The sequence below is a fragment of the Streptomyces sp. NBC_00435 genome (assembly GCF_036014235.1).
In the GTDB taxonomy this organism is placed as follows: Bacteria; Actinomycetota; Actinomycetes; order Streptomycetales; family Streptomycetaceae; genus Streptomyces.
On sequence record NZ_CP107924.1, the window covers coordinates 3,966,609 to 3,993,128 of the forward strand.

The following is a 26,520-nucleotide window of genomic DNA, read 5'->3' on the forward strand; positions in this document are numbered from 1 at the left end:
TGCTTATTACGGTTTTATCTCGACGGGTTTCAGTCCTCGTGCCGCCGCTTTCCGTCCAGTTCGTCCCACCACTCGTCGGACTTGGGATCGCCCGAGGGGTCGTTCCACCAGCGGTCGTCCGGTCCGCGCCGGTTGGCGGCCATCGCGGCGACGGGCGGGATGACCATGGCGACCACGCACATGGCCACGGCCGCGGGAACGGACCACAGGCGCACGAAGGACCAGGCGGAGACGAAGAGGAACAGGCATCCGCCCATGAGCAGGAAGTAGGCGCGCCGGCGCCGGGCGTACATGCCTCCAGAGTAGAGCCGCGGCCCGGCCCCCGCGAAGGCCCGCGCAGGGCCTCCCGGAACAGCGCGAAGGGCCGCACCCCGATCCAGTGGCGTCCAACCCCCGGGGGTGCGGCCCTTCGGCCGGTCGTACGGTCACACAGGTGCGGTGCTCAGACCGCGATCGCCACGTCCGTCACGCCACCGGTCTCGGCGACGACCACGGCGCGGTCCGCCTGGGCGCCGGGCACGAGCGCCCGCAGCGTCCAGGAACCCTCGGCCGCGTAGAAGCGGAACTGGCCGGTCGCCGAGGTCGGGACCTCGGCGGTGAACTCGCCGGTCGAGTCCAGCAGCCGGACGTAACCGCTGACGGGCTCGCCGTCCTTGGTCACCTGACCCTGGATGGCGGTCTCACCGGGCTTGAGCGTGGCGAGGTCGGGCCCGCCGATCTGTGCTCCACACATGTTCTCTGTCCTGTCCTAGAGAGGTATTTCTACGGGGCGTCGCGTGCCCGGAATTACTTGTTGGCGCCGAGCTCGATCGGCACGCCGACCAGGGAGCCGTACTCGGTCCACGAACCGTCGTAGTTCTTGACGTTCTCCTGGCCCAGGAGCTCGTGCAGGACGAACCAGGTGAGCGCGGAGCGCTCACCGATGCGGCAGTAGGCGATGGTGTCCTTCGCCAGGTCGACCTGCTCGGCCGCGTAGAGGGCGGTGAGCTCCTCGTCGGACTTGAAGGTGCCGTCGTCGTTGGCGTTCTTCGACCACGGGATGTTGCGGGCGCTCGGGATGTGACCCGGACGCTGCGACTGCTCCTGCGGGAGGTGGGCCGGCGCGAGCAGCTTGCCCGAGAACTCGTCGGGCGAGCGGACGTCGACCAGGTTCTTCGTGCCGATCGCGGCGACCGCGTCGTCACGGAAGGCGCGGATCGAGGTGTCCTGGGCCTTGGCCTTGTACGCGGTGGCCGGGCGGCTGGGGACCTCGGTGCCGTCGACCAGGTCGCGGGAGTCGAGCTCCCACTTCTTGCGGCCGCCGTCGAGCAGGCGGACGTCCTGGTGGCCGTAGAGCTTGAAGTACCAGTAGGCGTAGGACGCGAACCAGTTGTTGTTGCCGCCGTAGAGGACGACGGTGTCGTCGTTCGAGATGCCCTTGGCGGAGAGGAGCTTCTCGAAGCCCTCCTGGTCCACGAAGTCACGGCGGACCGGGTCCTGGAGGTCGCTCTTCCAGTCGATCCGCACGGCGTTGGTGATGTGGTTCTTGTCGTACGCGGACGTGTCCTCGTCCACCTCGACGATGACGACGTTCGCGTCGTTCAGGTGGGCCTCGACCCAGTCGGCGTCTACGAGGACGTCGCTGCGGCTCATGATGTTCTCCTCCGGGGCAGTGTGCGGCGGGGTGGTGCTGGTGGTGCGGGGAGCGTGTTTCCGGGTGGTCCCCCAGCTGTCGCTGGGAGGTGCCCCCGGCGGATCCTGTTGCGGGGAGGCTTCAGGAGGGCGGGAGGCAGAGCTGGTCACACGGGAAAGCGGAAGGCCGTCGTCCGGCTATGGAGCGGGATGCGCTCACACGTCACATGGATCGACAGAGCATGGCGGCGACGCGACACAGGTCTACTGCCCGTCGCTTCGTGAGGTCCGCCTGCTGATGCTTCATAGCCATGGATCGTAGGGACGAATCGACCGCCCTGTCACCGCCGTGTCATATTTCGAGACAGGATCGTCCGCATAGTGGGACTGGATCACCCCGGACGATCTCCCCGCGCACCGCGGGACCCCTGCTGCGGCCCGGCCATCTGCGGGTCGGACCACCTCGTCTCACTATTCGGCCAGCGCCAGATCCGTACCGCCCAGCGCGAGGTGCACACCGGCCTCGTCGGAGGTCAGCGCGGTCAGCTGGACACCCGACGGCAGACCGCCGTCGAGCCGGCGGTCGAAGTCGGTCTTCTTGCGGACCACGGCCTCGATCCCGGGGAGACCCTCACCCGGCACCTCGTCGGCGCGCACCCGGACGATCTTGGCCCCGGCGGCGTCCTTGGCGTCGACCAGGGAGATCGTCGAGACCACGCTGCGGCTGAGCGTCCTGCCGAGGAACTCCACGCTCGCGGTGACCTTCAGCTTGCCCGGCGCCCCGCCGTAGGCGACCGTCACCCCGGGCTGGGCGGCCGCGGTCAGATCGGCGTACGTGACCAGGGTGGACCCCTCGGCGCTCTGGGCGGTGCCACCGCTGTAGTCGCCGTTCACCTTCACCCCGTGGAAGGCGACGCGCAGTTGGGACAGGTGCGTCCGGTGGCCGTCGGTGGTCGCCACGTCCAGACCGGCCACCTTCATGTCGACCCGGTCGAGGTCGTGTGAGAGCGCCTGGGTCAGGAAGGGGAACCCGTGGATGTCCACCTCCACGCCCCCGCTCAGTCCCTGGCGGGACTGGATCCGGTCGGCCAGCCGGTTCTCGGCGTAGCCGACCGCCCAGCGGTCCAGCCCGACGAACACGCCGCCGAGGACCACTCCGATGATGACTACGACACGCAGGACACGCACGTGCCCACCCCCCAGAGGATCGCTTCGAGCTGCCTAGTGGACCATGAACGGCCGTCAGGGCGCCGTGAACATGCCATCGGGGGGTGGGTGGCGGTGGTGCCGCCGGGCGCGGGGTCGGGCCTCAGCCCACCACCCGGCCGATCAGGTAGACCGCCGGAGCCGCCACGGCCAGCGGCAGCGCGACACCCGCCGTCATGTGGACGAACTTCGACGGGTAGTCGTACGCCGCCACGCGCAGCCCGATCAGCGCGCACACCCCGGCCGCCAGTCCGATCAGCGCACCGCCCGCTCCGACGGACGTCAGCCCGCCCACGGCGATGCCCGCACCGGCCGCCGCGGCCAGCGAGACGCCGACCGAGGCAGCGGTGGGCAGCGGGAGCGCCCGGGCGAAGACGGCCACCGCGACGGCGGCGGCGCCCACGCTCGCGGCGGCCGACCCGGCCGCCAGGAACCCGGCGCAGACGATGGCCAGCGCCGCCGAGGCCACGGAGGCCATCAGCCCGTACATACGCTCGTCCGGCTCCGCGCGGCTGCGCAGCTGGAGGACCAGCGTCAGCAGCACCCAGGCGCCGAGCGTGCCGATGATCGCGCCGGGCCCGTACGCCTCGTCCACCGCGAGCACCGCCACATCGGCGACGACGGCTCCGGCGAAGGCCAGGACGATGCCCTGACGGGCCGGCCACATGCCGTTGAGCCGGAACCAGCCGGCCGCGGTGAGCCCCTGCAGGACGATCAGGGGCGCGAGCAGCGCGAGCGCGCCGAACGGGGCGGCGGCCGCGAGGAGCAGCCCGAGGGCGGCGGTCAGTACGGCCGCCTGCGGACCGGGGTCGATGATCGGCGAGCGGCCTTCGGCGCGGGCCTGGGCCGGATCCACGGCGCGCAGGGTGTTGCCGGCCAGGGTGGGCGGTGACCAGGCGGGCTCCTCCTCCGCGACGGGCTCGCCGGCCACCGCGGCCGGGGCGGGCGCCGGGGCGGGGTCCGGGAACTCCGCCGCCTGCTGCGGGAGGTACGCGGCCGGCTCCGCCCACTCCTGGCCGGGAGCCGGGGCCGGGGCCGGGTGCTGGTCCTGGAGCGGGTCGGCCGGCCCGGGGTACGGAGGCAGATGGGCGGTCTCGCCCCACTGCTGCGGCGCCGGCTCGGGCCGCGGCGCGGGCCGGGCCTGCGGCTCGTCGCGGAACCAGTGGTCCGGGGCGGAGACCTGCGGACGGGCCGGAGCGGTATAGGCGTCCGTGTAGGGCTGCGCGTACGGCTCCGCGTAGGGATCCGCGTACGGCTGCTGCGCCCACTCCTGGCCGGGGACGGCCCCGGGGACGGAACCCTGCGGCTGCTGCTCCTCACGGAACCAGCCCTCCGGAGCCGGGGCCGCCGGGTGCTCACCGGGGTGCTCGACCGGATACTGCGCCGGTACGCCGTCCAGCGGGGCCTGGACCGGCTGGTACTGGGTGTCCCACGTCGGGGACTGCCAGGTCTGGGTCCCGTAGGGATCCGGCTGCTCCTGCTGCTGGCGCTGCCGCTCTTGCCGCTGCTGTTCCTCGGGCGTGCTCATCGGACTCCGCTCACCCGCCCGCGAACGGCGGGAGCACCTCGACGGTGCCCCCCTCGGTCAGCTCGACGGAATCGTGCGGGCGCAGGCCCACGGGTTCTTCGTTCACGAGGAAGGAGCAGCGCAGCAGGACCCGGGTCAGCTCCCCGGGGTGGCGTTCCCGCACGGCGTCGAGCGCCTCGGCCAGTGTCCGCGCCGAGTACGGCTCCTCCGCCGTCCTGGCCGCGGCCTTCGCCGCCGCCCAGTAGCGGATGGTTCCGGTTGCCACTGCACGCTCCTCTCGTCGGCGCTCTGCCGTCGGCCTCCATCATGACCCCTCGCGCCCCCGATCCCGGCGTGCCCCCGCGCACCCCTCATGCGCCCAGGCGGCCCGTACCAGGTCCACCGATCCGGTGAAACCGGGGCACGAGCGGGGCCGGGAGGTGGTGGGAACCACAGAAGAGGGCACCTCCGAAGCCTCGGCCCCGCCCGGCAAGGTGGGCTATTCTGCTGGCGAGAGGATCCGGGCAACGTAGCCCCCGGGTCCTTTTGTGCTTTCAGCACGTTGAACGGACCGAGAACAGTGGTGTCCCTCCGGACCTCAGGGCGCGGGGACCGGGCGGACACCAGGCAAGTCGTACGAAGCAGTGCCGCGAAAGTCCTCGACGGGACCGAGGAGGAACCGACGTGATGGACCAGCGAACCGTGCACGCGCATCCGCGCGCACCCCACCGCCCGACCCGGGCAGGTGGTCGGGCATGAGCTCACTCCTGCTCCTGACCAATGCCCTGCAGCCGTCCACCGAGGTGCTGCCCGCCCTCGGCCTGCTGCTCCACACCGTCCGGGTGGCGCCCGCCGAGGGCCCCGCCCTCGTGGACACCCCGGGCGCCGACGTGATCCTCGTCGACGGCCGCCGCGACCTGCCGCAGGTGCGGTCGCTTTGCCAGCTGCTCCGCTCCACGGGCCCCGGCTGTCCGCTGATCCTCGTCGTCACCGAGGGCGGCCTCGCGGCCGTCACCGCCGACTGGGGCATCGACGACGTCCTCCTCGACACCGCGGGACCGGCCGAGGTCGAAGCACGACTGCGGCTCGCCACCGGCCGGCAGCAGCTCGGCTCGGACGACTCCCCGATGGAGATCCGCAACGGCGACCTGTCGGTCGACGAGGCGACGTACTCCGCGAAACTGAAGGGACGGGTCCTGGACCTCACCTTCAAGGAGTTCGAGCTGCTCAAGTACCTCGCGCAGCACCCCGGCCGGGTCTTCACCCGCGCCCAGCTGCTGCAGGAGGTCTGGGGGTACGACTACTTCGGCGGCACCCGGACCGTGGACGTGCACGTACGGCGTCTGCGCGCGAAACTCGGGCCCGAGCACGAGTCCCTGATCGGTACCGTCCGCAACGTCGGGTACCGCTTCGTCACCCCGGAGAAGGTGGAACGGGCGGCGGCGGAAGCGGCGGCGCAGGCGGCCTCGAAGGCCGCCGCGGAGACGGCTGCCCAGGCCGCCCGGGAGGCTGCCGCGGCGCTCACCCGGATGGACTAGGAAGGCTGTGGGAACGACCTCCTCCGGACGCCCTGCCCAGAGGTAGGTCACCCCGCGTAGACTTCCGCGCGTGGCCAAGGTGACGCGGGATGACGTGGCACGACTTGCGGGTACTTCTACCGCCGTCGTGAGTTACGTCATCAACAACGGACCCAGGCCGGTTGCCCCGGCCACGCGCGAGCGTGTCCTCGCCGCGATCAAGGACTTGGGCTACCGCCCGGACCGGGTCGCGCAGGCGATGGCCTCACGGCGCACCGACCTCATAGGCATGATCGTCCCCGATGCCCGCCAGCCGTTCTTCGCGGAGATGGCGCACGCGGTCGAACAGGCCGCCGCCGAGCGCGGAAAGATGGTGCTGGTCGGGAACTCCGACTACCGCGACGAGCGCGAGGTCCACTACCTGCGGGCCTTCCTCGGCATGCGGGTCTCCGGGCTGATCCTGGTCAGCCAGGGCATGAGCGAGCGCGCGGCCACGGAGATCGAGGCGTGGGACGCGCGCGTCGTCCTCCTCCACGAGCGCCCGGAGGCGATCGACGACGTCGCCGTCGTCACGGACGACATCGGCGGCGCCCAGCTCGCCACCCGGCACCTGCTCGAGCACGGGCACCCGTACGTCGCCTGCCTGGGCGGCGTCGAGAACACTCCCGAGGTCGGCGACCCGGTGGCCGATCACGTCGAGGGCTGGCGGCGGGCGATGCTCGAGTCCGGCCGCTCGGTGGAGGGCCGGCTCTTCCAGGCCCCGTACAACCGCTACGACGCCTACAAGGTCGCCCTGGAGGTCCTGGCCGGCCCGGACCGGCCCCCGGCGATCTTCTGCGCGACGGACGACCAGGCCATCGGCGTACTGCGGGCGGCGCGCGAGCTGCGCATCGACGTGCCGGGCGAGCTGGCCGTGGCCGGCTTCGACGACGTGAAGGAGGCGGCCCTGACGGACCCGCCGCTCACGACGATCGCCTCGGACCGCCCGGCGATGGCCCGCGCGGCGGTGGACCTGGTCCTGGACGACTCCCTGCGGGTGGCCGGCTCCCGTCGCGAACGCCTGAAGCAGTTCCCCTCGGCCCTGGTGGTCCGCCGCTCCTGCGGCTGCCGCTAGGCCGTCCCTTTCGGATCTTGCCGGGCGGGACGGCAGGGGCCGCACCGCGACCTCAACCGCGCGGAACTTATATCGGGCATACACGGTTCTGTCGGGCTTCTCAGCGGGGACTCAGGAAGCTCTCATGATCCGCGGACACAGTCGTATCCATGACCGAGAACTTCCGCCGCGAAGGCGAGTACCCCCAGGAGAACCGCTCCGAGCAGCCCGCCCCCTGGGGTGGGGACTGGCAGCGCGGTCGTGACCGGCTCGCACAGGAAGCCGCCTACCCCCCGCCGCCCGCCTACCCCCCGGCAGCCCCGGCCCCGGCCCCCGGCTGGCACGAGGCGCACCAGCCCCCCGTCATCCAGGGTGAGACCGTCCCCCAGGCCGTCACCCAGGCCGTCCCCCAGGCCGGCGACGGGAGCGGCGGCGCCGGCAACGGCGGCAACGGCAACGGCGGCTGGGCCTCCTGGGGCGACGCCCCGGCGGCCCCCGCCCCCGCCGCCCCGCAGGGCCACGCCCGGGCCAAGCGCCCCGTCGCCCTCCTCGCCGCCGTGGCACTCGCGGCCGCGGTGGTCGGTGGCGGAACGGCGGCCGCCGTCCAGCAGATGCTGAACAAGTCCAGCGGCGGCGGCACCGGCATCAACGGCAGCACCATCTCCCAGTCGAACACCGGCACCGTCTCCGGCGTCGCCGAGAACGTCAGCCCCTCCGTCGTCCGCATCGACACCCGAACCTCGTCCGGCCAGGGCACCGGCTCCGGCGTCGTGATCACCGCCGACGGCGAGATCGTCACCAACAACCACGTGGTCGACGGCGCCGCCCAGATCCAGGTGACGATGAGCGACGGCAAGAAGTACAACGCGAAGATCGTCGGCACGGACCCCGACAAGGACCTCGCCCTCATCAAGCTGGAGGGCGCGAGCGGCCTCAAGCCGGCCAGCCTCGGCAACTCCGACAACCTCAAGGTCGGTGACAACGTCGTCGCGATTGGCTCCCCCGACCGCCTCACCGGCACGGTCACCAGCGGCATCGTCTCCGCGCTGGACCGCGAGGTGAACGTCCCCAAGTCGGAGAAGCAGCAGTCCCCCCAGGGCGGATACCCGTTCTCCTACGGAGGCCAGCAGTTCAACGGGGACACCGGCTCGGACACCACCTCGTACAAGGCCATCCAGACGGACGCCTCCCTGAACCCCGGCAACTCCGGCGGCGCCCTCGTCAACATGAACGGCGAGATCGTGGGCATGCCCTCCGCGATCTACTCCCCCTCCAGCGGCAGCGGCTCCGCCGGCAGCGTGGGCCTCGGCTTCGCCATCCCGGTCAACACGATCAAGGCCGACCTGCCCTCCCTCCGCAAGGGCGGCCCCGGCGGCACGGGCAGCGGCGACAACGACAGCGGCAGCGCCTCCAACGGTTTCGGGACTTCCTTCTAGCCCGCCCGTGCGAGCCTGGTAGGAGACCGACCACCACCACTGGGGGACCCGTATGACCGCCGAAGGCGACCAGCAGCGCATCCTCGTCGTCGACGACGAACCGGCCGTACGCGAGGCCCTGCGCCGCAGCCTGGCCTTCGAGGGGTACGGCACACAGACCGCCGTCGACGGGCTCGACGCCCTCGACAAGGCGGCCTCGTACGCCCCCGACCTGATCATCCTGGACATCCAGATGCCCCGGATGGACGGTCTGACGGCTGCCCGCAGGCTGCGCGCCGCGGGCAGCACCACGCCGGTCCTGATGCTGACGGCCCGCGACACGGTCGGCGACCGGGTCACCGGCCTCGACGCCGGCGCCGACGACTACCTGGTCAAACCGTTCGAGCTGGACGAGCTCTTCGCCCGCGTCCGCGCCCTCCTGCGCCGCAGCTCCTACGCCGCCCCCACCGCCGGTGACGGCCACCCCGAGGACGCACTGACCTTCGGCGACCTGCGCATGGACCTCGCCACCCGCGAGGTGACCCGCGCCGGGCGCCCGGTGGAGCTGACCCGTACCGAGTTCACCCTGCTCGAGATGTTCCTCGCGCACCCGCGCCAGGTCCTGACACGCGAGCAGATCCTCAAGACCGTGTGGGGCTTCGACTTCGAGCCCAGCTCCAACTCCCTGGACGTGTACGTGATGTACCTGCGCCGCAAGACCGAGGCCGGGGGCGAGCCCCGCCTGGTCCACACCGTGCGCGGGGTGGGCTACGTACTGCGCGCGGGCGAGGGCGGGCCCGAGTGAGTCCCGCCGCCAGATTCCGCGGGCTCCCGCTCCGCTCCCGCCTGGCCCTGCTCGTCACGGTCGCGGTGGCGCTCGCCGTCGCGGCAGTCGCCAGCGTCAGCTGGTTCATGGTCCGCACGCAGCTGAACGAACAGCTGAACAGCTCGCTGCGCTCCACCAACGCCAGGGCGCAGGCCAGCCAGACGCTGAACCGGCTCGGCTGCCAGGAGAAGGTGCCGGGCCCCTTCGAGAACAACCTGAGCGCGCAGGTGCAGATCGTGCTGTCCACGGGCGGGCGCTGCTGGGTGGACGGCAAGAACACCCTCCCGGTCTCCGACTACGACCTCGAAGTGGCCAAGGGCCTGCGCGGGGCGAGCCTGTACGACGGCAGGACCACGGACGGCACCCCCGTACGCATCTACACCCAGCCCGTGGAGCTGTCCTCCGGGCCGGGCGTCCAGAACGCCGCGATCTCGGTCGCCAAACCCCTCTCGGACATCACAGAACCGCTGTCCACCCTGGCCTGGGTCCTGCTCTTCGTCTGCGGCGTCGGCGTGCTCGGCGCGGGCGCGGCCGGCCTGTGGGTGGCCCGTACGGGGCTGCGTCCGGTCGACGAACTGACCGGCGCCGTCGAGCACATCGCCCGCACCGAGGACCTGACCGTCCGGATCCCCGACAAGGGCGACGACGAGATCGCCCGCCTGTCGCGCTCCTTCAACTCGATGACGGCCGCGCTCGCCTCCTCCCAGGAGCGCCAGGCCCAGCTGATCGCGGACGCCGGCCACGAGCTGCGCACCCCGCTCACCTCGCTGCGCACCAACATCGAGCTGCTGGCGCGCAGCGAGCAGACCGGCCGGGCCATCCCGCCCGAGGACCGCAAGGAGCTGCTGGCCTCGGTCAAGGCGCAGATGACGGAACTGGCCTCGCTCATCGGTGACCTGCAGGAACTGTCCCGTCCGGACGCGGCCGCTCCCGGCCCGCTGGGGGTGGTGGCCCTGCACGACATCGCGGGCGCCGCGCTGTCGCGGGCCCGGCTGCGCGGTCCGGAGCTGGAGTTCGACTCGGACCTGGCGCCCTGGTACGTACGGGGCGAGGCGGCGGCCCTGGAGCGGGCGGTGGTCAACGTCCTGGACAACGCGGTGAAGTTCAGCCCGCCGGGCGGCGCGGTCACCGTCTCGCTGCGCGCGGGGGAGCTGACCGTACGGGACCGCGGGCCCGGCATCCCGGCCGACGACCTCCCGCACGTCTTCGAGCGCTTCTGGCGTTCCCCGTCCGCCCGCGCCCTGCCCGGCAGCGGCCTCGGGCTGTCCATCGTGGCCCGTACGGTGCTGCGCGCGGGCGGCACCGCCGAGCTGCGGGCGCCGCGCGACGGCGGGCCGGGCGCGGAGGCGGTGCTCCGCATCCCAGGAGCCCCGGCTCCGCCGCCGGCGCAGCCGTCAGTTGTGCCGGATCAGTGAGGCGACCAGGCCGGAGCGGGTGTTGGGGAAGTCCATGGGGACGATCCCGAGCCCGGTCCGGCCGGCCAGCTCCGAGCCGTCGACGAAGGCGTGGACCTGCGGGTTGAGCCGGTCGGAGTTCCAGCGGGGCGGCAGGGCCGCGGCCGTGCTCGTGTAGTTCATGAAGAACTTGCCGGGCTGCTGGGCGGCCTTGCGGAACTGGTTCTCGATCTTCCCGCGCTTGCCGAAGGGCTCGGCCATGTAGTCGTCCTGGATGTCGAAGACATTGCCGTCGCCGTAGCGCAGACCGCCGGGCAGACCGCCGTTGTCGGGGAGCAGCAGGACCTTGCCGCGCACCTGCCCGAGGGTGGGCACGGAGCTCGCGGTCCTGAACAGCGGGGCCCAGCCGCGGTTGTTCAGGTAGTCGTCGAAGACAGCGCGGAAGGTGGCGTCGCTCTCCTCGGAGTACTCCTGCTTGAGCCGCATCAGCACCGTCTCGGAGGGGTGCGCGGCGAGGAAGTTCCAGCAGGCGACGAGTACGTCGCCGAACATCAGGTTCTGGTAGTACGCGCCGTGGTGGATCGCGAACGAGCCGCCGGTCACCCGGCAGCGGACGTCGAGGAAGCGGATCCCGGAGTCGAGCTGTTCGGCGATGGAGGTGTTCTGGCAGGCGACGTAGAGCCCGCCCTGGCGGGCGCCGGAGTCGTGGGTGCCGGGGATGGTCATCCGCTGCAGGGCGGTGGAGTCACCGATCCCGGCCATCCAGTCCTGGGTGCCGAGGGTTCTCGCGGTGGTGGCGGTGGCCCCGGTGGCGGCCGAGGCCGTCCCGGCGCCCGCGCCGAGCAGGGCCGCACCGCCCAGGGCCGCCGCCGCCAGGAAGCCGCGCCGCCGCAGCCCCGCGCCCGTACCCGTACCCGCGCCGGCATCCATGCCCACGCCCATGCCCACGCCCACGCCCACGCCCACGCCCATGCCCACGCCCATGCCCGTGCCCACGCCCATGCCCGCCCCTTTGCCGACCCAGTGGTGGCCCGGATTATGGCGTGCGGGAGCCAGCCATCGCTACCCACGGGTAGGCATCAGCTTTCGAGCAACTCCGCCATCGTGCGCAGCCCTTGGGCGATGGACCGGCCGTCCGGCGCGTGCTCCGGGTCGGTCAGGGACTGCACCATGACCCCGGCCAGCAGCGCGAGGTGCACCGACCCGAGACTCCGTACGTCCTCCTCCGTGACCGCCTCCTCCGGCACTCCGCGCAGCTGCGCGGCCACCATGCGGCGGTTGCGGCGCTGCCCCTCGGCCAGGATCGCGAGCAGTTCCGGCGAGGACTGCGCGTGCACGAAGGCCTCGACGGAGGCGATCCACAGCCACCGCATGTCGCCGAAGTCCTGGATCTTCCGGTCCCACGTGTCGGCGTAGCGCTCCCGGACGGTGTCGCCCTGACCGGCGAGCCGGCCGGAGCCCGCGGCCCACTCATCCATGGCCGCGAACAGCGCCTCGTTGAGCAGCACCTCGCGGGACCCGAAGTGGTAGCCGATCGCGGCCATGCTCACCTGCGACGCCGAGGCGATGTCGCGCACGGTCGTGCGGAGGTAGCCCTTCTCCTCCAGGCAGCGCCGGGCTCCGGCCAGCAGGTCTTCGCGATTTCCCATGCCGGGATCGTATCCGCGCCCAGGTTTTGGGCAACCGCCCTACACGAGCGTATTGCGCACCTGCCCAATTCCTGGCAGGCTGATCACCGAAGCAGCGACCGGAACACAGGGGAGAACAACGCCATGCGCCACGAGCTGAAGATCGACGACCGCACGCTGTCCTACCTGGACTTCGGCGGGGCCGGCCGCCCGCTGCTCGCCCTGCACGGCGGACTCTCCGAGGGCGCGCACTTCACCGCCCTGGCCGCCGCCCTCGCGGACGAGTGGCGCGTCATCGCCCCCGACCAGCGCGGCCACGGCGATTCCGGCCTGGCCCCCGAGTACAGCCGTGAGGGCTACGTGGCCGACGCCGCCGCCCTGCTGGAGCACCTCGCCCCCGGCGGCCCGGTGCCCGTGCTCGGCTTCTCCCTCGGCGGGATCAACGCCTACCACCTGGCCGCCGCCCGGCCCGACCTGGTCTCCGCCCTCGTCAACGTCGACGCCCCGGTGGAGAGCCCGCGCCAGGACGGCCCGTCCTTCTGGGACTTCCTGCACGCCCTGCCGTACACCGCGCCGACCCGTGAGGAGCTGGTGGCCGCGCTCGGCCCGCTCGGCGAGGGCATCGGCCCCTTCCTGCGCCCACTGGACGACGGCGCCGGCTGGCGGCTGCCGTTCCACCCCGGGGCCACCCTGGCCACCCTCGCCGAGGGCGACGGCTCGCGCTGGGACGTCTGGCTCGCGAGCAGCTGCCCGGCACTGCTGATCCACGGACTGCGCAGCGACGTGCTCCCGCGGGAGCTGGCCGACGCGATGGTCGCCCGGCGGCCCGGGACCTCGTACGTCGGCCTCGACACCGAGCACTTCGTGCCCTTCCAGGACCCGGAGGGCTTCGAGAAGGCCGTCCGCACCTTCCTGGCCGACCTCGCGTAGAAGCCCGCACGCCGAAGGGGCGGCGGGCCGACGGCCCGCCGCCCCTCCAGGGGTTGCCGGTGTTACTTGATGACCGTGATCCGGTCCGCGGCCGGCGGGGCCAGCGGCGCGGCGGCCGAGGAGTGCCCGGCCAGGTAGGCGTTGAAGCAGTCCAGGTCGGAGGCACCGACCAGCTTGTTCTTGTGGTCCTTCAGGACCGTGAAGCCGTCACCGCCGCCCGCGAGGAACTCGTTCATCGCGACCCGGTAGGTCTTGGCGGGGTCGATCGCCGCGCCGTTGAGCTTCACGGAGTCCACGACGATGCGGTCCACGCCCGCCTTGGTGGTGTCCAGGGTGTAGGTCAGACCCTTGGAGATCTGCAGGATCTTCGGGTTCGGGCCGTTGACCGGGCCGCTGACCTGCTGCTGGAGCGCGGTGATCAGCTGGGCGCCGGTCAGGTCCACGACGTTCATCATGTTGGTGAACGGCTGGACCGTGTACGACTCTCCGTAGGTCACGACCCCGTCGCCCTCGGCGCCCGCCGCCTTGTAGGCGAGGTCGGCGCGGATGCCCCCCGGGTTCATGATGGCGAGCTGGGCGCCGCCCTTGGCAGCCGGGGCCAGGGCCTCCAGCTGCGCGTCCGCGATCACGTCGCCGAGCGGCTTCTCGTACGCCTCCGAGCCGCGGCCCGGGATGTCGCCCGCGATCCAGCCCATCGGACGGTTCGCGATCGGCGCGGCCAGCGCGTTCCAGCGCTGGATCAGCGCGGTCAGGTCCGGAGCCTTGGGCTGGTCGCGGTTGACGACCTTCTGGACCGGCTTCGGGGAGCTGACCGGCGTACGGACGATGTCCTTGGTCTTCAGGTCGTACGTGAGGCTGGTGTCCGTGAACAGCCGGCCGTACGAGGCGGCCGAGGTGACCGTGCGCGGGTTGCCCGCCGGGTCGGGGATGTTGCACGCGTACGCCTGGTGCGTGTGGCCGGTGACCAGGGCGTCGACCTTCGGCGAGACGTTCTTCGCGATGTCGACGATGGCACCGGAGATCCCGGCGCCGGCTCCCGGCGCGTCGCAGTCGTAGTTGTACGCGCCGCTCGCGGGCAGGCCGCCCTCGTGGATCAGCGCCACGATCGACTTCACGCCCTGCTTGTTCAGCTCTTCGGCGTACTTGTTGATCGTCTCGACCTCGTCGCCGAACTTGAGGCCCTTGACCCCGTCGGCGGTCACGACGTCGGGCGTGCCCTCCAGGGTGACGCCGATGAAGCCGATCTTCACGTCCCCCTTCTTCCAGACGAAGGTGGGGCTCATCAGCGGGCGCTTCGTCTTGTCCTCGACGACGTTCGCCGCGAGGTACTTGAAGTCCGCGCCCCCGAAGGTCTTGCCGTACTCGAAGCAGCCCTCGACCGGGTGGCAGCCGCCGTACTGCATGCGGCGCAGCTCGGTCTTGCCCTCGTCGAACTCGTGGTTGCCGACGCTGGTGACGTCCAGCTTCAGGTCGTTGAGCGCCTCGATGGTCGGCTCGTCGTGGAAGAGGCCGGACACCATCGGGCTCGCGCCGATCATGTCTCCGGCCGCCGCGGTGACGGAGTACGGGTGGCCCTTGCGGGCCTCGCGCAGACCGGTCGCCAGGTACTCGGCGCCGCCCGCGGGTATGGCCTTGGTGGTGCCGTCGGCCTGACGTTCGGTCACGGTGCCCGACGAGCCCTGCGGGGGCTCCAGCGTGCCGTGGAGGTCGTTGAACGACAGCATCTGGACGTCGACGGTGCGGCCGTGGTCCTGGCCGTCACCCCCACCACTCGCGGCTCCGGCCGGGAGGGCGGCGGCGACCATCGCACCGGCGGCCGTCGTGACGGCGAGGGCGGTGAGGGTCAACCGGCGGGCTCGGCGGTGCCGTTGTGGCGTCGCTGACATTTAGTCCCCTTTGTGGACAGCGGTACAGATTGGGAGGTCTGCCGCAGCCTAAGGTCAACGCGCGTAGCTCGACAGGGGGTACTGGGTATCGAGCTGGTTACGTGCAGAAGACGTACCCGACCGGCCACCCGGGCCGCACCCCGCCAGGTCCGCACCGTGGTCGTAGGCTCGGCTCCATGACTGACGACACAGCAGTGGTCCTGGAGCCGGGACGGCAGATCCAGACCCTCGACGAACTGACGGATGAGCAGGCCGACGCCGTCCTCGCCCTGATCGAGGACGCGGCCCGCACCGACGGCACCACCGCCGTGTCCGAGCAGGGCCGGCTCCAGCTGCGCGGCGGAGCGCGCGAGGGGATCCGGCACTTCCTGCTCACCGAGCAGGGCCGGCTCGCCGGATACGGGCAACTGGAGGACACGGACCCGGTGGAGGCCCCCGCCGCCGAGCTCGTCGTACACCCCGCGCTGCGCGGGCGCGGCCACGGCCGGGCCCTGGGCACCGCCCTGCTGGCGGCCTCCGGCAAGCGGATCCGGGTGTGGGCGCACGGCGGCAAGTCCGCGGCGCGCCACCTCGCGCAGGTGCTCGGCCTGACCCTCTTCCGCGAGCTGCGCCAGCTGCGCCGCCCGCTGGGCCAGGGCGCGGACCCGCTGCCGGAAGCCGTCCTGCCGTCCGGCGTGACGGTACGCACCTTCGTGCCCGGCTCCGACGACGCCGCCTGGCTGGCCGTGAACGCGGCGGCCTTCGCCCACCACCCGGAGCAGGGCTCGCTCACCCAGCGGGACCTCAACGACCGCATCGCGCAGCCCTGGTTCGACGCCAAGGGCTTCTTCCTCGCGGAGCGCGACGGCGAACTGATCGGCTTCCACTGGACGAAGGTCCACGCCGAACAGCGGCTCGGCGAGGTCTACGTCCTCGGCGTACGCCCCGGCGCGCAGGGCGGCGGCCTCGGCAAGGCCCTCACCGCGACCGGCCTGCGCCACCTGGCGGCCGCCGGCCTCCCCACCGCGATGCTCTACGTGGACGCCGACAATCCGGCGGCCCTGGCCGTCTACGAGGGCCTCGGCTTCACCACCCACGAGGTGGACCTGATGTACCGCACGGAGAGCTGAGACCCCGGAGGGGCCGGGGACCGGCCCCGGCAGCCCGTCCCCAGCCCCTCCGGGTCGCACGCGCGCAGGCCGGCCCCGGCCGGATCCGGCCCCGCCGGCGTTCGAGCCGCGGGGTCCGGGGCAGAGCCCCCGGAGCCCCGGGCGCAGCCCCGTACCCACCCCGCCCCGCGGCGCGGCCACCCGCACGGCGCAGCCTCCCGCCCGGCCCCCGGAAGCCACACGCCATTAACCGGGCATTAATGCACGCTCGCGAAGCTGACCCCATGCAGCCCCGACTCCGACTGACGGCCGACACTTCCGACGCGCCTGTCCTGCCGCGTGCGCGGAACAATGGAGTCATGAGCCACCAGCCCAGCGCAGCCCCCTCCGAGGTTCCCTCCCAGCAGCCGCCGCACAAGTTCGCGTCCCCGTCCGCGCCCACGGCAGCGGACGTCTCCGCGCGCGCGGCCGCCGCCGCCGCCTCCCCCGAGGCCGTCGCCGCGCGCGCGGCCACAGGCGCCCACGCCCGCCTGGGCTCCATAGCCGCCCACCGCCCGCACGTCGATCTCGAACCGGATCTCGACGCGGACCTGGACGCCTACGAGGACAAGGAATCCGGTGAGCTGCCCCCGGGCCGCTTCCTCGACCGGGAGCGCAGCTGGCTCGCCTTCAACGAGCGGGTGCTGGAACTCGCCGAGGACCCGGCCACCCCGCTCCTGGAGCGCGCGAACTTCCTGGCGATCTTCGCGAGCAACCTCGACGAGTTCTTCATGGTCCGCGTCGCCGGCCTCAAGCGCCGCATCGCGACCGGCGTCGCCACCCGTTCGGCCTCGGGCCTGCAGCCCCGTGAGGTCCTCGACCTGATCTGGACCCGCTCCCGCGAGCTCATGGCCCGCCACGCCGCCTGCTTCCAGCAGGACATCTCCCCGCAGCTCGCCGAGGAGGGCGTCCACCTCATCCGGTGGCCCGACCTCACCGAGAAGGAGCAGGCGCGCCTCTTCACCCTGTTCCGCAACCAGATCTTCCCGGTGCTCACCCCGCTGGCCGTGGACCCCGCGCACCCGTTCCCGTACATCTCCGGCCTCTCCCTGAACCTGGCCGTGGTCGTACGCAATCCCGTCAGCGGCCACCGCCACTTCGCCCGCGTCAAGGTCCCGCCGCTCCTCTCCCGCTTCCTGGAGGCCTCCCCGCAGCGCTACGTCCCGCTGGAGGACGTCATAGCCGCGCACCTGGAGGAGCTGTTCCCGGGCATGGAGGTGCTCGCGCACCACATGTTCCGCGTGACCCGCAACGAGGACCTGGAGGTCGAGGAGGACGACGCCGAGAACCTCCTGCAGGCCCTGGAGAAGGAGCTCATGCGGCGCCGCTTCGGCCCGCCGGTGCGCCTGGAGGTCGAGGAGTCCATCGACCCCGGCGTCCTGGACCTCCTCGTGCAGGAGCTGAAGGTCAACCCCTCCGAGGTGTACCCGCTGCCCGGTCCGCTGGACCTGACCGCGCTCTTCGGGATCGCCTCGCTGGACCGGCCCGAGCTGAAGTTCCCGAAGTTCGTCGCCGGCACGCACCGCGACCTCGCCGAGGTCGAGTCCGCCTCGGCGCCCGACATCTTCGCCGCGCTGCGCGAACGGGACGTGCTGCTGCACCACCCGTACGACTCCTTCTCCACCTCGGTGCAGGCCTTCCTGGAGCAGGCCGCCGCCGACCCGGACGTCCTCGCCATCAAGCAGACGCTGTACCGCACCTCCGGTGACTCCCCGATCGTGGACGCCCTGATCGACGCCGCCGAATCCGGCAAGCAGGTCCTCGTACTCGTCGAGATCAAGGCCCGCTTCGACGAGCAGGCCAACATCAAGTGGGCGCGCAAGCTGGAGGAGTCCGGCTGCCACGTGGTCTACGGGCTCGTCGGCCTCAAGACCCACTGCAAGCTGTCGCTCGTCGTCCGCCAGGAGGGCGACACGCTGCGCCGCTACTCCCACGTCGGCACCGGCAACTACCACCCCAAGACGGCACGGCTCTACGAGGACCTCGGCCTGCTCACCGCCGACCCGCAGGTCGGCGCGGACCTCTCCGACCTCTTCAACCGGCTGTCCGGCTACTCGCGCCGCGAGACGTACCGCCGGCTGCTGGTGGCTCCACGCTCACTGCGCGACGGCCTGGTCTCCCGGATCGACAAGGAGGCCGCCCACCACCGGGCCGGCCGCCCCGCCTACGTGCGCCTCAAGATGAACTCGATCGTCGACGAGGCGCTCATCGACTCCCTCTACCGGGCCTCGCAGGCCGGTGTGCCCATCGACATCTGGGTCCGCGGCATCTGCGCGATCCGCCCCGGGGTCCCCGGGCTCTCGGAGAACATCCGGGTCCGCTCGATCCTCGGCCGCTTCCTGGAGCACTCCCGGGTCTTCGCCTTCGGCAACGGCGGCGAACCCGAGGTGTACATCGGCAGCGCCGACATGATGCACCGCAACCTCGACCGCCGTATCGAGGCACTGGTCAGGGTCGCCGACCCGGCCCACAGGGCGGCGCTGGACCGGCTGCTGGCGACCGGGATGTCCGATTCCACCACCTCCTGGCACCTGGGCCCGGACGGCGAATGGACCCGGCACAGCACCGACGGCGAGGGCCAGCCCCTGCAACACGTTCAGGAGATGCTCATTGACGCCCGGAGGCGCCGGCGTGGCTCAGCCAAACCATGACCTGACCGCGACGGCGGCAGGCACCGTACTCGGTACGTACCTGCGGTCGCAGGCCACCGCCTTCCTCCGCGGGCTGCGCCTGCACGAGGAAGGCGCGGCGAACGGGACCGCCGAGGGCAGCGAGGCGGCGCGCGGCCTGCGGGGCGCCGCGCGCCGCATCTCCTCCTCGCTGTCCACGTTCAGGGCGGTGGCCGACTCCTCCTGGGCGGATTCGCTGCGCACGGAGCTGGTCTGGCTCTCGGCGACGCTGGCCGACGAGCACGCGTACGCCGCCCGGCTGGCGCGGCTGATGGACGCGCTGCACCGGCTGTCGGGGAGCCCCGAGGTGCCGGCCCCCCGCGGTACGGCGGGGCAGCTGACGGTGGGCTCGGCGCGGGCGGGCGCGCTGCTGGAGCGCCAGCTGACGCTGGCCCGTACGCGGGCGCACTCCGCGACCCTGCAGGCGCTGGGCTCCTCCCGCTTCCACGCGGTCGCGGACGCGGTGGCGGTACTGGCCTCCGAGGTGCCGCTGGATCCCGTCGCGGCCCGGGGCCGGGTGGACGACGTACTGGTCCCACTGGCGGAGGTGGCTCATTCCCGCCTGTTCACGGCGGTCGCCTCCCTGCCCGAACCCTCGCCCTCGCACCCGTACGACGCGGACCACGACGGCTCGTGGAACGAGGTGCGCCGTCTCCTGCGGGTCCACCGGTACGCACGGGAGGCGCTGGGCGACGACGTGGCCCGGCTGACGGCCGCGGGCGAGGCCCTGACCCGCCACCGCGACGCCGCGGAGGCCGCCGCCGCCTCGGCCACGGCCGCCCGCACCCCTCGCATCGCCCCGGCCACCGCCTACGCCCTGGGGGTGCTGCACGCGGACCAGCGGCACGAGGTGGAGGCCTCCCGGCTCACCTTCCAGCACATCTGGCAGCTGGCTGATTCCAGCCGGGCCGCCGCGTGAGCCGCGTCGGTCACGTTGCGGTAACGGTGGGATAACAGGAGATGACGTGCGACGGTGAACCCGTCCGGACGCACCGCCCCGCCCGCCACGGTTCACCATCCGTTCACTTACCCCGGTCGGCCGCTTCACCTGATCTGCCTAACTTCGTAGACGCAGGGAGTGAGTCGCCGCCCAGGCGAGCGGTTCCTTCCGGCACCAAGACGTAGTCCTCTTCGCACGCCGCCCCGATACAGAAAGCGGCCGGCGGCTTCTGGAAGGAACACCCGAACAGTGAAGCTTCAGCGCAAGAACATGCTTCGTGCCTCCGCCCTCGGCGCGCTCGTCGTGTCCGGCGCCCTGGTCCTCACGGCGTGCGGCTCGGACGACAACACCAAGGCCGACGGTGGCGCCTCGGGCAAGCCTTCCGCCGCCGCCGCGGGCGACATCAAGTGTGACGACGCCAAGGGCAAGCTGCTGGCCTCCGGCTCCTCCGCGCAGAAGAACGCGGTCGACCTGTGGATCAAGAACTACATGGCGGCCTGCTCCGGCGTCGAGGTCAACTACAAGTCCTCCTCCTCCGGTGAGGGCGTCGTCGCCTTCAACCAGGGCACGGTCGGCTTCGCCGGTTCGGACTCCGCGCTGAAGCCCGACGCCGTCGAGGAGTCGAAGAAGATCTGCACCGGCGGCCAGGGCATCGACCTGCCGATGGTCGGCGGCCCGATCGCCATCGGCTTCAACGTCGCCGGCGTGGACAAGCTGACGCTGGACGCCCCCACGATCGCCGCGATCTTCAACGACAAGATCAAGAAGTGGGACGACGAGGCGATCAAGAAGCTGAACCCCGGCGTCACGCTTCCGTCCACCGCCATCCAGGCCTTCCACCGCTCCGAGGACTCGGGCACCACCGAGAACCTCGGCAAGTACCTCAAGGCCGCCGCTCCCGAGGGCTGGACGTACGAAGCCGCGAAGAAGTGGCCGGCCCCGGGTGGCCAGGCCGCCTCCGGCTCCGCCGGTGTCGCCTCGCAGGTCAAGGCCATCGACGGCGCGATCGGCTACTTCGAGCTCTCCTACGCCTCCTCGCAGAGCATCAAGACCGTGGACGTGAACACGGGCGCCACCGCCCCGGTCAAGGCCACCGGCGAGAACGCCTCCAAGGCCATCGCCGCCGCCAAGATCTCCGGCACCGGTTCCGACCTGGCGCTCAAGCTCGACTACGCCACCAAGACCGAGGGTGCCTACCCGATCGTCCTGGTGACCTACGAGGTCGTCTGCGACAAGGGCAACAAGGCCGAGACGCTCCCGACCCTGAAGTCCTTCCTGAACTACACCGCGTCCGACGCGGGCCAGAAGGTCCTCACCGAGAACGGCTACGCCCCGATCCCGGCCGAGATCAACACCAAGGTCCGCGAGATCATCAAGACCCTCAGCTGAACCTGACCCCCCGGACCACCGGTCCGCTCCCCCCGTCCGGGGAGCGGACCGGCCCGGGGACCCTCCCCTCCACCCAGGGGATCCGGTGCACCGCCGCCCGGGGGGCCTGCCCCCCATCCAGACCGGAAAGACCATGGCTTCCACCACACCCACCCAGATAGACACGGCTCCGCCTGTCCCCCAGAGCGCAAGGTCCACCGGCCGCGCCGGTGACAAGATCTTCGCCGGGCTCTCCAAGGGCTCCGGCATCCTGCTCCTGGTGATCATGGCGTCGATAGCCGTCTTCCTCACCTACCGCGCCTCCATCGCACTGGCCGACAACGAGGGCAACTTCCTCACCACGTTCGACTGGAACGCGTCGGCCAAGCCCCCCGTCTTCGGCATCGCCGTCCTGCTCTTCGGCACCGTCGTCAGCTCGATCATCGCGATGGCCATCGCGGTTCCGATCGCCGTCGGCATCGCCCTCTTCATCTCGCACTACGCGCCGCGCAAGCTGGCCGCCCCCCTCGCCTACGTGGTCGACCTGCTGGCCGCAGTGCCGTCGATCATCTACGGCATCTGGGGCGCGCTCTTCCTCGTCCCGTACCTCGGCGGCCTCAACATGTGGCTCGACGAGTACATGGGCTGGACCTACGTCTTCGACAAGACCCAGGTCGGCGTCGCGCGCTCGCTCTTCACCGTCGGCATCCTGCTCGCGATCATGATCCTCCCGATCGTGACCAGCGTCAGCCGCGAGGTCTTCCTGCAGGTCCCGCGCATGAACGAGGAAGCCGCACTGGCCCTCGGCGCGACCCGCTGGGAGGTCATCCGGATGTCGGTCCTGCCCTTCGGCCGCTCCGGTGTCATCTCCGCCTCGATGCTCGGCCTCGGTCGCGCGCTCGGCGAGACCATGGCCGTCGCCACCGTCCTCTCCCCGAGCTTCCTGATCTCCGGCCACATCCTGGACCCGGGCGGCGGCACGTTCGCGCAGAACATCGCCGCGAAGTTCGACGAGGCCAACGAGTTCGGCCGCGACGCACTGATCGCCTCCGGCCTCGTGCTCTTCCTGCTCACCCTGCTGGTCAACGGCGCCGCCCGGATGATCATCGCCCGTCGCAAGGACTTCTCGGGGGCGAACGCCTGATGAGCCACGCACTCCAGGACCAGCGCCCCTCCCGGGCCCGCAAGTCCGTCGCCCCGACCAGCCTGACGCAGGGCAACCTGCCCCGCTGGGCCCCGGCCGCCATCACGGTCCTCGCCGTCGCCCTCGGCTGCGGCCTCGGCGCCCTCCTCGGCCTGCAGAGCCGGATCCAGTGGGGCCTGCTCGCCGCCGCCCTCTTCGTGGTCATCACGTACACGGCCAGCTCGCTGATCGAGAACCGGCGCCAGGCCAAGGACCGCGTCGCGACCTCCGTCGTCTGGGTCTGCTTCGTCCTCGCCCTCGTCCCGCTGCTCTCGCTGCTGTGGACGACGATCAGCCGCGGCATGAAGGTCCTCGACGGGGACTTCCTCGGCCACTCGATGAACGGCGTGACCAGCTTCGAGGCCGGCGGCGGCGTCTACCACGCCCTCCTCGGCACCATCGAGCAGGTCGCCCTGGCCACCGCGATCGCGGCCCCCGTCGGCCTGCTGACCGCCGTCTACCTGGTCGAGTACGGCCGGGGCGCGCTGGCCAAGGCCGTGACCTTCTTCGTGGACGTCATGACCGGCATCCCCTCCATCGTCGCGGGTCTGTTCATCCTGACGACCTGGAACCTGATGCTCGGCTTCGGCCCGTCCGGCTTCGCCGGCGCGATGGCCCTGTCGATCCTGATGATGCCCGTCGTGGTCCGCTCCACCGAGGAGATGCTCAAGCTCGTCCCGAACGAGCTGCGCGAGGCCGCCCTGGCCCTCGGCGTGCCGAAGTGGCGCGTGATCCTCAAGGTCGTGCTCCCCACCGCCATCGGTGGCATCTCCACCGGCGTGATGCTGGCCGTCGCCCGCATCGCGGGCGAGACCGCCCCGATCATGCTGCTGGTCTTCGGCTCCCAGCTGATCAACAACAACCCCTTCGAAGGCCCTCAGTCCTCGCTCCCCCTCTACATTTGGGAGCAGTACAAGGTCGGCAGTGAAGCCTCCTACGACCGGGCATGGGCCGCAGCGCTCGTCCTGATCGCCTTCGTCATGATCCTCAATCTGGTGGCCCGCGGCATCGCCCGCTGGAAGGCCCCCAAGACCGGTCGCTAAAAGCGAGTCCATTAGCGGCTCCGCCGCGGTGACCACACGAAAGCGAAGTAACCCCTCATGGCCAAGCGAATCGACGTCAGCGGACTGTCCGCCTTCTACGGCACCCACAAGGCCATCGACGACATCTCGATGACCGTGGAACCCCGCTCCGTGACGGCCTTCATCGGCCCCTCCGGCTGCGGCAAGTCCACCTTCCTGCGCACCCTGAACCGCATGCACGAGGTCACCCCCGGCGGCCGCGTCGAGGGCAAGGTGCTCCTGGACGACGAGAACCTGTACGGCCCCGGCGTGGACCCGGTCGCGGTCCGCCGCACGGTCGGCATGGTCTTCCAGCGCCCCAACCCCTTCCCCACCATGTCGATCTTCGACAACGTGGCGGCGGGCCTGCGCCTGAACGGCTCCTTCAAGAAGTCCGAGCTCACGGACATCGTCGAGAAGTCCCTGCAGGGCGCCAACCTCTGGAACGAGGTCAAGGACCGCCTGAACAAGCCGGGCTCCGGCCTCTCCGGCGGCCAGCAGCAGCGCCTGTGCATCGCCCGCGCCATCGCGGTCGAGCCCCAGGTCCTCCTGATGGACGAGCCCTGCTCGGCCCTCGACCCGATCTCCACCCTCGCCATCGAGGACCTGATCGGCGAGCTCAAGGAGCGCTTCACGATCGTCATCGTGACGCACAACATGCAGCAGGCCGCGCGCGTCTCCGACCGCACCGCCTTCTTCAACCTCTCCGCGGTCGGCCAGCCCGGAAAGCTGGTCGAGATCGACGACACGGACCGGATCTTCTCCAACCCGTCCGTGCAGGCGACCGAGGACTACATCTCGGGCCGCTTCGGCTAAACCGGGATGTGAAGACGTCCTGCGGTGCTGCATGGCGGTGCCACCGCAAGGCGGAAGAAAGAAAAGGGCCGGCTCCCCCTGGGTGGGGGGAGCCGGCCCGCTTCTTTGCCGTTCGGCCGTCTCAGCCGACGGCCAGGTTCACGACCCAGAAGCTGACCGCGGCGACCAGGGCCGCGGCCGGCATGGTGATGAACCATCCCAGGATGATGTTCTTGGCGACGCCCCAGCGGACCGCGTTGACCCGCTTGGTGGCGCCCACACCCATGATCGCCGAGGTGATCACGTGGGTGGTGGAGATCGGCGCCTGGTAGAGGTAGGAAGCCGTGTACATGATCGAGGCACCCGTCGTCTCGGCGGCGAAACCCTGCGGCGGGTCGAGCTCGATGATCTTGCGGCCCAGGGTGCGCATGATGCGCCAGCCGCCCGCGTACGTACCGAGCGAGAGCATCACGGCACAGGCGATCTTGACCCAGACCGGGATCGGGTCACCGTCGCCCTGGACGTCGGCGATGACCAGGGCCATCACCACGATGCCCATCGTCTTCTGCGCGTCCTGCAGACCGTGACCGAGGGCCATGGCGGCCGCCGAGACGGTCTGGGCGATCCGGAAACCGCGCTTGGCCTTGTGCGGGTTGGACCTGCGGAACATCCACATGATCGCGACCATCACCAGGTAGCCCGCGATCAGGCCGACGACGGGCGAGAGGAACATCGGGATGACGACCTTCTCCAGCACCCCGTGCCAGATGACGCCGATCCCGCCGGCCAGCGCCGCACCCACCATGCCGCCGAACAGCGCGTGCGAGGAGGACGAGGGCAGGCCGAAGTACCAGGTGACCAGGTTCCAGACGATCGCGCCGACCAGCGCGGAGAAGAGGATCCACATCCCCCTGTCACCGTGCGGGGTCTCGATGAGCCCCTTACTGACCGTCTTGGCGACCCCGCTGCCCAGGAAGGCACCGGCCAGGTTCATCACCGCGGCCATCGCGAGCGCGGCGCGCGGGGTCAGCGCGCGGGTCGAGACCGAGGTCGCGATCGCGTTCGCCGAGTCGTGGAAACCGTTGGTGTACGTGAAACCGAGCGCGACACCGATGGTCACGATCAGAGCGAAGGTGTCCACGAGGTTCAGGACTCCTTGACCGCGATGGTCTCCACCGTGTTCGCGACGTGCTCGAACGCGTCGGCCGCCTCTTCGAGCACGTCGACGATCTGCTTGAGCTTCAGCACCTCGATGGCGTCGTACTTGCCGTTGAAGAGCTGGGCGAGCAGCTTGCGGTGGATCTGGTCGGCCTGGTTCTCGAGGCGGTTGACCTCGATCCAGTACTCGGTCAGATTGGTCATGGTCCGCAGGTGCGGCATGGCCTCGGCGGTCAGCTCGGCCGCGCGCGCCAGTACCTCGATCTGCTGCTCGACTCCCTTGGGGAGCTCCTCCACGTTGTAGAGGACGACCAGGTCGACCGCCTCCTCCATGAAGTCCATGATGTCGTCGAGGCAGGACGCCAGGTTGTAGATGTCCTCGCGGTCGAACGGCGTGATGAAGGAGGAGTTGAGCTGGTGGAAGATCGCGTGGGTCGCGTCATCCCCCGCGTGCTCCGCCGCCCGCATCCGCTCCGCGATCTCGGCTCGGGCGGAGGAGTCCGCTCCGAGCAGTTCCATCAGGAGCTTCGAGCCCGTGACGATGTTGTCCGCGGATGCGGCGAACATGTCGTAGAAGCTCGTCTCCCTGGGGGTCAGACGAAATCGCACGTGAGGTCCTCGGGGTGCATTGGATTCGGTCAGGCTGATGCTAGGCGCATCCCCCGGCCACGGCTAACCGGCAGTTCCCCAGTGTCCTCCATCAGGCAGAGTGAGGACCACGGTCCCCCCGTTCCCGCGGCCGGGGGCCGGTACCCTATACCCATGAGGGGTATGCACTCCTCATTCCGGACCACGGGAGGACGCATGACTGCCATCCAGGCGGAGGGCTCCGGAGCCGAAACGGGCGCCACCCCGGGCACCGCAGCGGGCACGGGCACCACCACGGGCGCGGTGCACGGCTACCACCACCAGAAGGACGAGCACCTCAAGCGACTGCGCCGGATCGAGGGCCAGATCCGGGGCCTCCAGCGCCTGGTCGACGAGGACGTCTACTGCATCGACATACTCACCCAGGTCTCGGCGAGCACGAAGGCACTGCAGTCCTTCGCGCTCCAGCTGCTGGAGGAGCACCTGCGGCACTGCGTCGCGGACGCGGCCGTCAAGGGCGGGGCCGAGATCGACGCCAAGGTCGAGGAAGCGACGAAGGCGATCGCCCGACTGCTGCGCACGTGATCGGGGGGCGGGGGCGCCCCGGGCCACCGGCCC

General features: G+C 71.1%; 26 protein-coding genes. 14 read left to right on the top strand and 12 right to left on the bottom strand.

What is annotated here, in order from left to right:
• Window positions 1–29: 29 nt before the first annotated feature.
• The 7 genes from OG389_RS18150 to OG389_RS18175 all read right to left on the bottom strand — a co-directional run bounded on the left by OG389_RS18150 (window position 30) and on the right by OG389_RS18175 (window position 4,610).
• Complete coding sequence (locus OG389_RS18150; protein WP_328299539.1) at window positions 30–293, bottom strand: DUF3099 domain-containing protein; 264 nt, start codon at window positions 291–293, stop codon at window positions 30–32.
• 149 nt (window positions 294–442) lie between these two features.
• Window positions 443–733: a DUF1416 domain-containing protein gene (locus OG389_RS18155; RefSeq protein WP_328299540.1), complete on the bottom strand. Its 291-nt coding sequence runs from the start codon at window positions 731–733 to the stop codon at window positions 443–445.
• Between the two features lie 53 nt (window positions 734–786).
• Window positions 787–1,632: a sulfurtransferase gene (locus tag OG389_RS18160; protein WP_328299541.1), complete on the bottom strand. Its 846-nt coding sequence runs from the start codon at window positions 1,630–1,632 to the stop codon at window positions 787–789.
• Between the two features lie 202 nt (window positions 1,633–1,834).
• On the bottom strand, window positions 1,835–1,924 hold the full coding sequence (locus OG389_RS36795) for an Ms5788A family Cys-rich leader peptide (RefSeq protein ID WP_350875872.1): 90 nt from the start codon (window positions 1,922–1,924) through the stop codon (window positions 1,835–1,837).
• A 158-nt stretch (window positions 1,925–2,082) separates the two neighbouring features.
• Window positions 2,083–2,799, bottom strand: a complete 717-nt coding sequence (locus OG389_RS18165) for an LmeA family phospholipid-binding protein (RefSeq protein WP_328299542.1) — start codon at window positions 2,797–2,799, stop codon at window positions 2,083–2,085.
• 121 nt (window positions 2,800–2,920) lie between these two features.
• A complete protein-coding gene (locus OG389_RS18170; RefSeq protein ID WP_328299543.1) occupies window positions 2,921–4,345 on the bottom strand; it encodes a hypothetical protein in 1,425 nt (474 codons plus the stop codon).
• A gap of 10 nt (window positions 4,346–4,355) precedes the next feature.
• Window positions 4,356–4,610 carry a MoaD/ThiS family protein gene (locus tag OG389_RS18175; protein WP_328299544.1) on the bottom strand — a complete coding sequence of 85 codons (255 nt, stop codon included), beginning with the start codon at window positions 4,608–4,610 and terminating at the stop codon, window positions 4,356–4,358.
• Between the two features lie 469 nt (window positions 4,611–5,079).
• On the opposite strand from OG389_RS18175, the gene OG389_RS18180 reads away from it, so the two are divergent.
• From OG389_RS18180 to OG389_RS18200, 5 genes are all read left to right on the top strand, one after another.
• A complete protein-coding gene (locus OG389_RS18180; protein ID WP_328299545.1) occupies window positions 5,080–5,862 on the top strand; it encodes a response regulator transcription factor in 783 nt (260 codons plus the stop codon).
• A 70-nt stretch (window positions 5,863–5,932) separates the two neighbouring features.
• Complete coding sequence (locus tag OG389_RS18185; RefSeq protein WP_328299546.1) at window positions 5,933–6,955, top strand: LacI family DNA-binding transcriptional regulator; 1,023 nt, start codon at window positions 5,933–5,935, stop codon at window positions 6,953–6,955.
• A gap of 149 nt (window positions 6,956–7,104) precedes the next feature.
• Complete coding sequence (locus tag OG389_RS18190) at window positions 7,105–8,370, top strand: S1C family serine protease (RefSeq protein ID WP_328299547.1); 1,266 nt, start codon at window positions 7,105–7,107, stop codon at window positions 8,368–8,370.
• 52 nt (window positions 8,371–8,422) lie between these two features.
• A complete protein-coding gene (locus OG389_RS18195) occupies window positions 8,423–9,154 on the top strand; it encodes a response regulator transcription factor (RefSeq protein ID WP_328299548.1) in 732 nt (243 codons plus the stop codon).
• Window positions 9,151–10,590, top strand: coding sequence for a sensor histidine kinase (locus OG389_RS18200; RefSeq protein ID WP_328299549.1), 1,440 nt, complete (start codon window positions 9,151–9,153; stop codon window positions 10,588–10,590). Before OG389_RS18195 ends, OG389_RS18200 begins: the two co-directional genes overlap by 4 nt.
• Here OG389_RS18200 and OG389_RS18205 read toward each other — a convergent pair.
• Both OG389_RS18205 and OG389_RS18210 read right to left on the bottom strand, forming a co-directional pair.
• A complete protein-coding gene (locus OG389_RS18205) occupies window positions 10,570–11,511 on the bottom strand; it encodes a phosphatidylinositol-specific phospholipase C (protein WP_443059439.1) in 942 nt (313 codons plus the stop codon). The genes OG389_RS18200 and OG389_RS18205 overlap by 21 nt on opposite strands.
• 137 nt (window positions 11,512–11,648) lie before the next feature.
• Window positions 11,649–12,218, bottom strand: coding sequence for a TetR/AcrR family transcriptional regulator (locus OG389_RS18210; RefSeq protein ID WP_328299550.1), 570 nt, complete (start codon window positions 12,216–12,218; stop codon window positions 11,649–11,651).
• A gap of 123 nt (window positions 12,219–12,341) precedes the next feature.
• Between OG389_RS18210 and OG389_RS18215 the strand changes: the two genes are divergently transcribed.
• The gene (locus tag OG389_RS18215; protein ID WP_328299551.1) at window positions 12,342–13,127 is read left to right on the top strand and encodes an alpha/beta fold hydrolase; all 786 of its coding nucleotides are present in this window, start codon (window positions 12,342–12,344) and stop codon (window positions 13,125–13,127) included.
• 62 nt (window positions 13,128–13,189) lie between these two features.
• Here OG389_RS18215 and OG389_RS18220 read toward each other — a convergent pair whose 3' ends face one another.
• Window positions 13,190–15,013 (bottom strand): bifunctional metallophosphatase/5'-nucleotidase, encoded by a 1,824-nt coding sequence (locus tag OG389_RS18220; protein WP_328299552.1) that lies wholly within the window; start codon window positions 15,011–15,013, stop codon window positions 13,190–13,192.
• A gap of 176 nt (window positions 15,014–15,189) precedes the next feature.
• On the opposite strand from OG389_RS18220, the gene mshD reads away from it, so the two are divergent.
• From mshD to pstB, 7 genes are all read left to right on the top strand, one after another.
• Window positions 15,190–16,122 (top strand): mycothiol synthase, encoded by a 933-nt coding sequence (gene mshD / locus OG389_RS18225; RefSeq protein ID WP_328299553.1) that lies wholly within the window; start codon window positions 15,190–15,192, stop codon window positions 16,120–16,122.
• Between the two features lie 338 nt (window positions 16,123–16,460).
• Window positions 16,461–18,791 carry an RNA degradosome polyphosphate kinase gene (locus OG389_RS18230; protein WP_328299554.1) on the top strand — a complete coding sequence of 777 codons (2,331 nt, stop codon included), beginning with the start codon at window positions 16,461–16,463 and terminating at the stop codon, window positions 18,789–18,791.
• On the top strand, window positions 18,772–19,728 hold the full coding sequence (locus OG389_RS18235) for a CHAD domain-containing protein (RefSeq protein WP_328299555.1): 957 nt from the start codon (window positions 18,772–18,774) through the stop codon (window positions 19,726–19,728). Before OG389_RS18230 ends, OG389_RS18235 begins: the two co-directional genes overlap by 20 nt.
• A 270-nt stretch (window positions 19,729–19,998) precedes the next feature.
• Window positions 19,999–21,138, top strand: a complete 1,140-nt coding sequence (pstS, locus tag OG389_RS18240) for a phosphate ABC transporter substrate-binding protein PstS (RefSeq protein WP_328299556.1) — start codon at window positions 19,999–20,001, stop codon at window positions 21,136–21,138.
• A 133-nt stretch (window positions 21,139–21,271) separates the two neighbouring features.
• Window positions 21,272–22,261, top strand: a complete 990-nt coding sequence (gene pstC, locus OG389_RS18245; protein WP_328299557.1) for a phosphate ABC transporter permease subunit PstC — start codon at window positions 21,272–21,274, stop codon at window positions 22,259–22,261.
• The gene (gene pstA / locus OG389_RS18250) at window positions 22,261–23,343 is read left to right on the top strand and encodes a phosphate ABC transporter permease PstA (RefSeq protein WP_328299558.1); all 1,083 of its coding nucleotides are present in this window, start codon (window positions 22,261–22,263) and stop codon (window positions 23,341–23,343) included. The genes pstC and pstA overlap by 1 nt, the downstream gene beginning before the upstream one ends.
• Before the next feature lie 57 nt (window positions 23,344–23,400).
• Window positions 23,401–24,177: a phosphate ABC transporter ATP-binding protein PstB gene (pstB, locus tag OG389_RS18255; protein WP_328299559.1), complete on the top strand. Its 777-nt coding sequence runs from the start codon at window positions 23,401–23,403 to the stop codon at window positions 24,175–24,177.
• Between the two features lie 121 nt (window positions 24,178–24,298).
• Here the strand turns inward: pstB and OG389_RS18260 are convergent, their stop codons facing one another.
• On the bottom strand, window positions 24,299–25,297 hold the full coding sequence (locus tag OG389_RS18260) for an inorganic phosphate transporter (protein ID WP_328299560.1): 999 nt from the start codon (window positions 25,295–25,297) through the stop codon (window positions 24,299–24,301).
• A gap of 5 nt (window positions 25,298–25,302) precedes the next feature.
• Complete coding sequence (locus OG389_RS18265) at window positions 25,303–25,923, bottom strand: DUF47 domain-containing protein (RefSeq protein WP_073920857.1); 621 nt, start codon at window positions 25,921–25,923, stop codon at window positions 25,303–25,305.
• A gap of 195 nt (window positions 25,924–26,118) precedes the next feature.
• On the opposite strand from OG389_RS18265, the gene OG389_RS18270 reads away from it, so the two are divergent.
• On the top strand, window positions 26,119–26,487 hold the full coding sequence (locus OG389_RS18270) for a metal-sensitive transcriptional regulator (RefSeq protein WP_328299561.1): 369 nt from the start codon (window positions 26,119–26,121) through the stop codon (window positions 26,485–26,487).
• Window positions 26,488–26,520: the final 33 nt, after the last annotated feature.

What these genes read in the sequence shown, in the direction of transcription:
- OG389_RS18150 (WP_328299539.1), bottom strand. Translation starts at nt 293, where the DNA reads ATGTACGCCCGGCGCCGGCGCGCCTACTTCCTGCTCATGGGCGGATGC.
- OG389_RS18155 (WP_328299540.1), bottom strand. Translation starts at nt 733, where the DNA reads ATGTGTGGAGCACAGATCGGCGGGCCCGACCTCGCCACGCTCAAGCCC.
- OG389_RS18160 (WP_328299541.1), bottom strand. Translation starts at nt 1,632, where the DNA reads ATGAGCCGCAGCGACGTCCTCGTAGACGCCGACTGGGTCGAGGCCCAC.
- OG389_RS36795 (WP_350875872.1), bottom strand. Translation starts at nt 1,924, where the DNA reads ATGGCTATGAAGCATCAGCAGGCGGACCTCACGAAGCGACGGGCAGTA.
- OG389_RS18170 (WP_328299543.1), bottom strand. Translation starts at nt 4,345, where the DNA reads ATGAGCACGCCCGAGGAACAGCAGCGGCAAGAGCGGCAGCGCCAGCAG.
- OG389_RS18180 (WP_328299545.1), top strand. Translation starts at nt 5,080, where the DNA reads ATGAGCTCACTCCTGCTCCTGACCAATGCCCTGCAGCCGTCCACCGAG.
- OG389_RS18190 (WP_328299547.1), top strand. Translation starts at nt 7,105, where the DNA reads ATGACCGAGAACTTCCGCCGCGAAGGCGAGTACCCCCAGGAGAACCGC.
- OG389_RS18195 (WP_328299548.1), top strand. Translation starts at nt 8,423, where the DNA reads ATGACCGCCGAAGGCGACCAGCAGCGCATCCTCGTCGTCGACGACGAA.
- OG389_RS18205 (WP_443059439.1), bottom strand. Translation starts at nt 11,511, where the DNA reads ATGGGCGTGGGCATGGATGCCGGCGCGGGTACGGGTACGGGCGCGGGG.
- OG389_RS18210 (WP_328299550.1), bottom strand. Translation starts at nt 12,218, where the DNA reads ATGGGAAATCGCGAAGACCTGCTGGCCGGAGCCCGGCGCTGCCTGGAG.
- OG389_RS18215 (WP_328299551.1), top strand. Translation starts at nt 12,342, where the DNA reads ATGCGCCACGAGCTGAAGATCGACGACCGCACGCTGTCCTACCTGGAC.
- OG389_RS18220 (WP_328299552.1), bottom strand. Translation starts at nt 15,013, where the DNA reads ATGTCAGCGACGCCACAACGGCACCGCCGAGCCCGCCGGTTGACCCTC.
- mshD (WP_328299553.1), top strand. Translation starts at nt 15,190, where the DNA reads ATGACTGACGACACAGCAGTGGTCCTGGAGCCGGGACGGCAGATCCAG.
- OG389_RS18230 (WP_328299554.1), top strand. Translation starts at nt 16,461, where the DNA reads ATGAGCCACCAGCCCAGCGCAGCCCCCTCCGAGGTTCCCTCCCAGCAG.
- pstC (WP_328299557.1), top strand. Translation starts at nt 21,272, where the DNA reads ATGGCTTCCACCACACCCACCCAGATAGACACGGCTCCGCCTGTCCCC.
- pstA (WP_328299558.1), top strand. Translation starts at nt 22,261, where the DNA reads ATGAGCCACGCACTCCAGGACCAGCGCCCCTCCCGGGCCCGCAAGTCC.
- pstB (WP_328299559.1), top strand. Translation starts at nt 23,401, where the DNA reads ATGGCCAAGCGAATCGACGTCAGCGGACTGTCCGCCTTCTACGGCACC.
- OG389_RS18270 (WP_328299561.1), top strand. Translation starts at nt 26,119, where the DNA reads ATGACTGCCATCCAGGCGGAGGGCTCCGGAGCCGAAACGGGCGCCACC.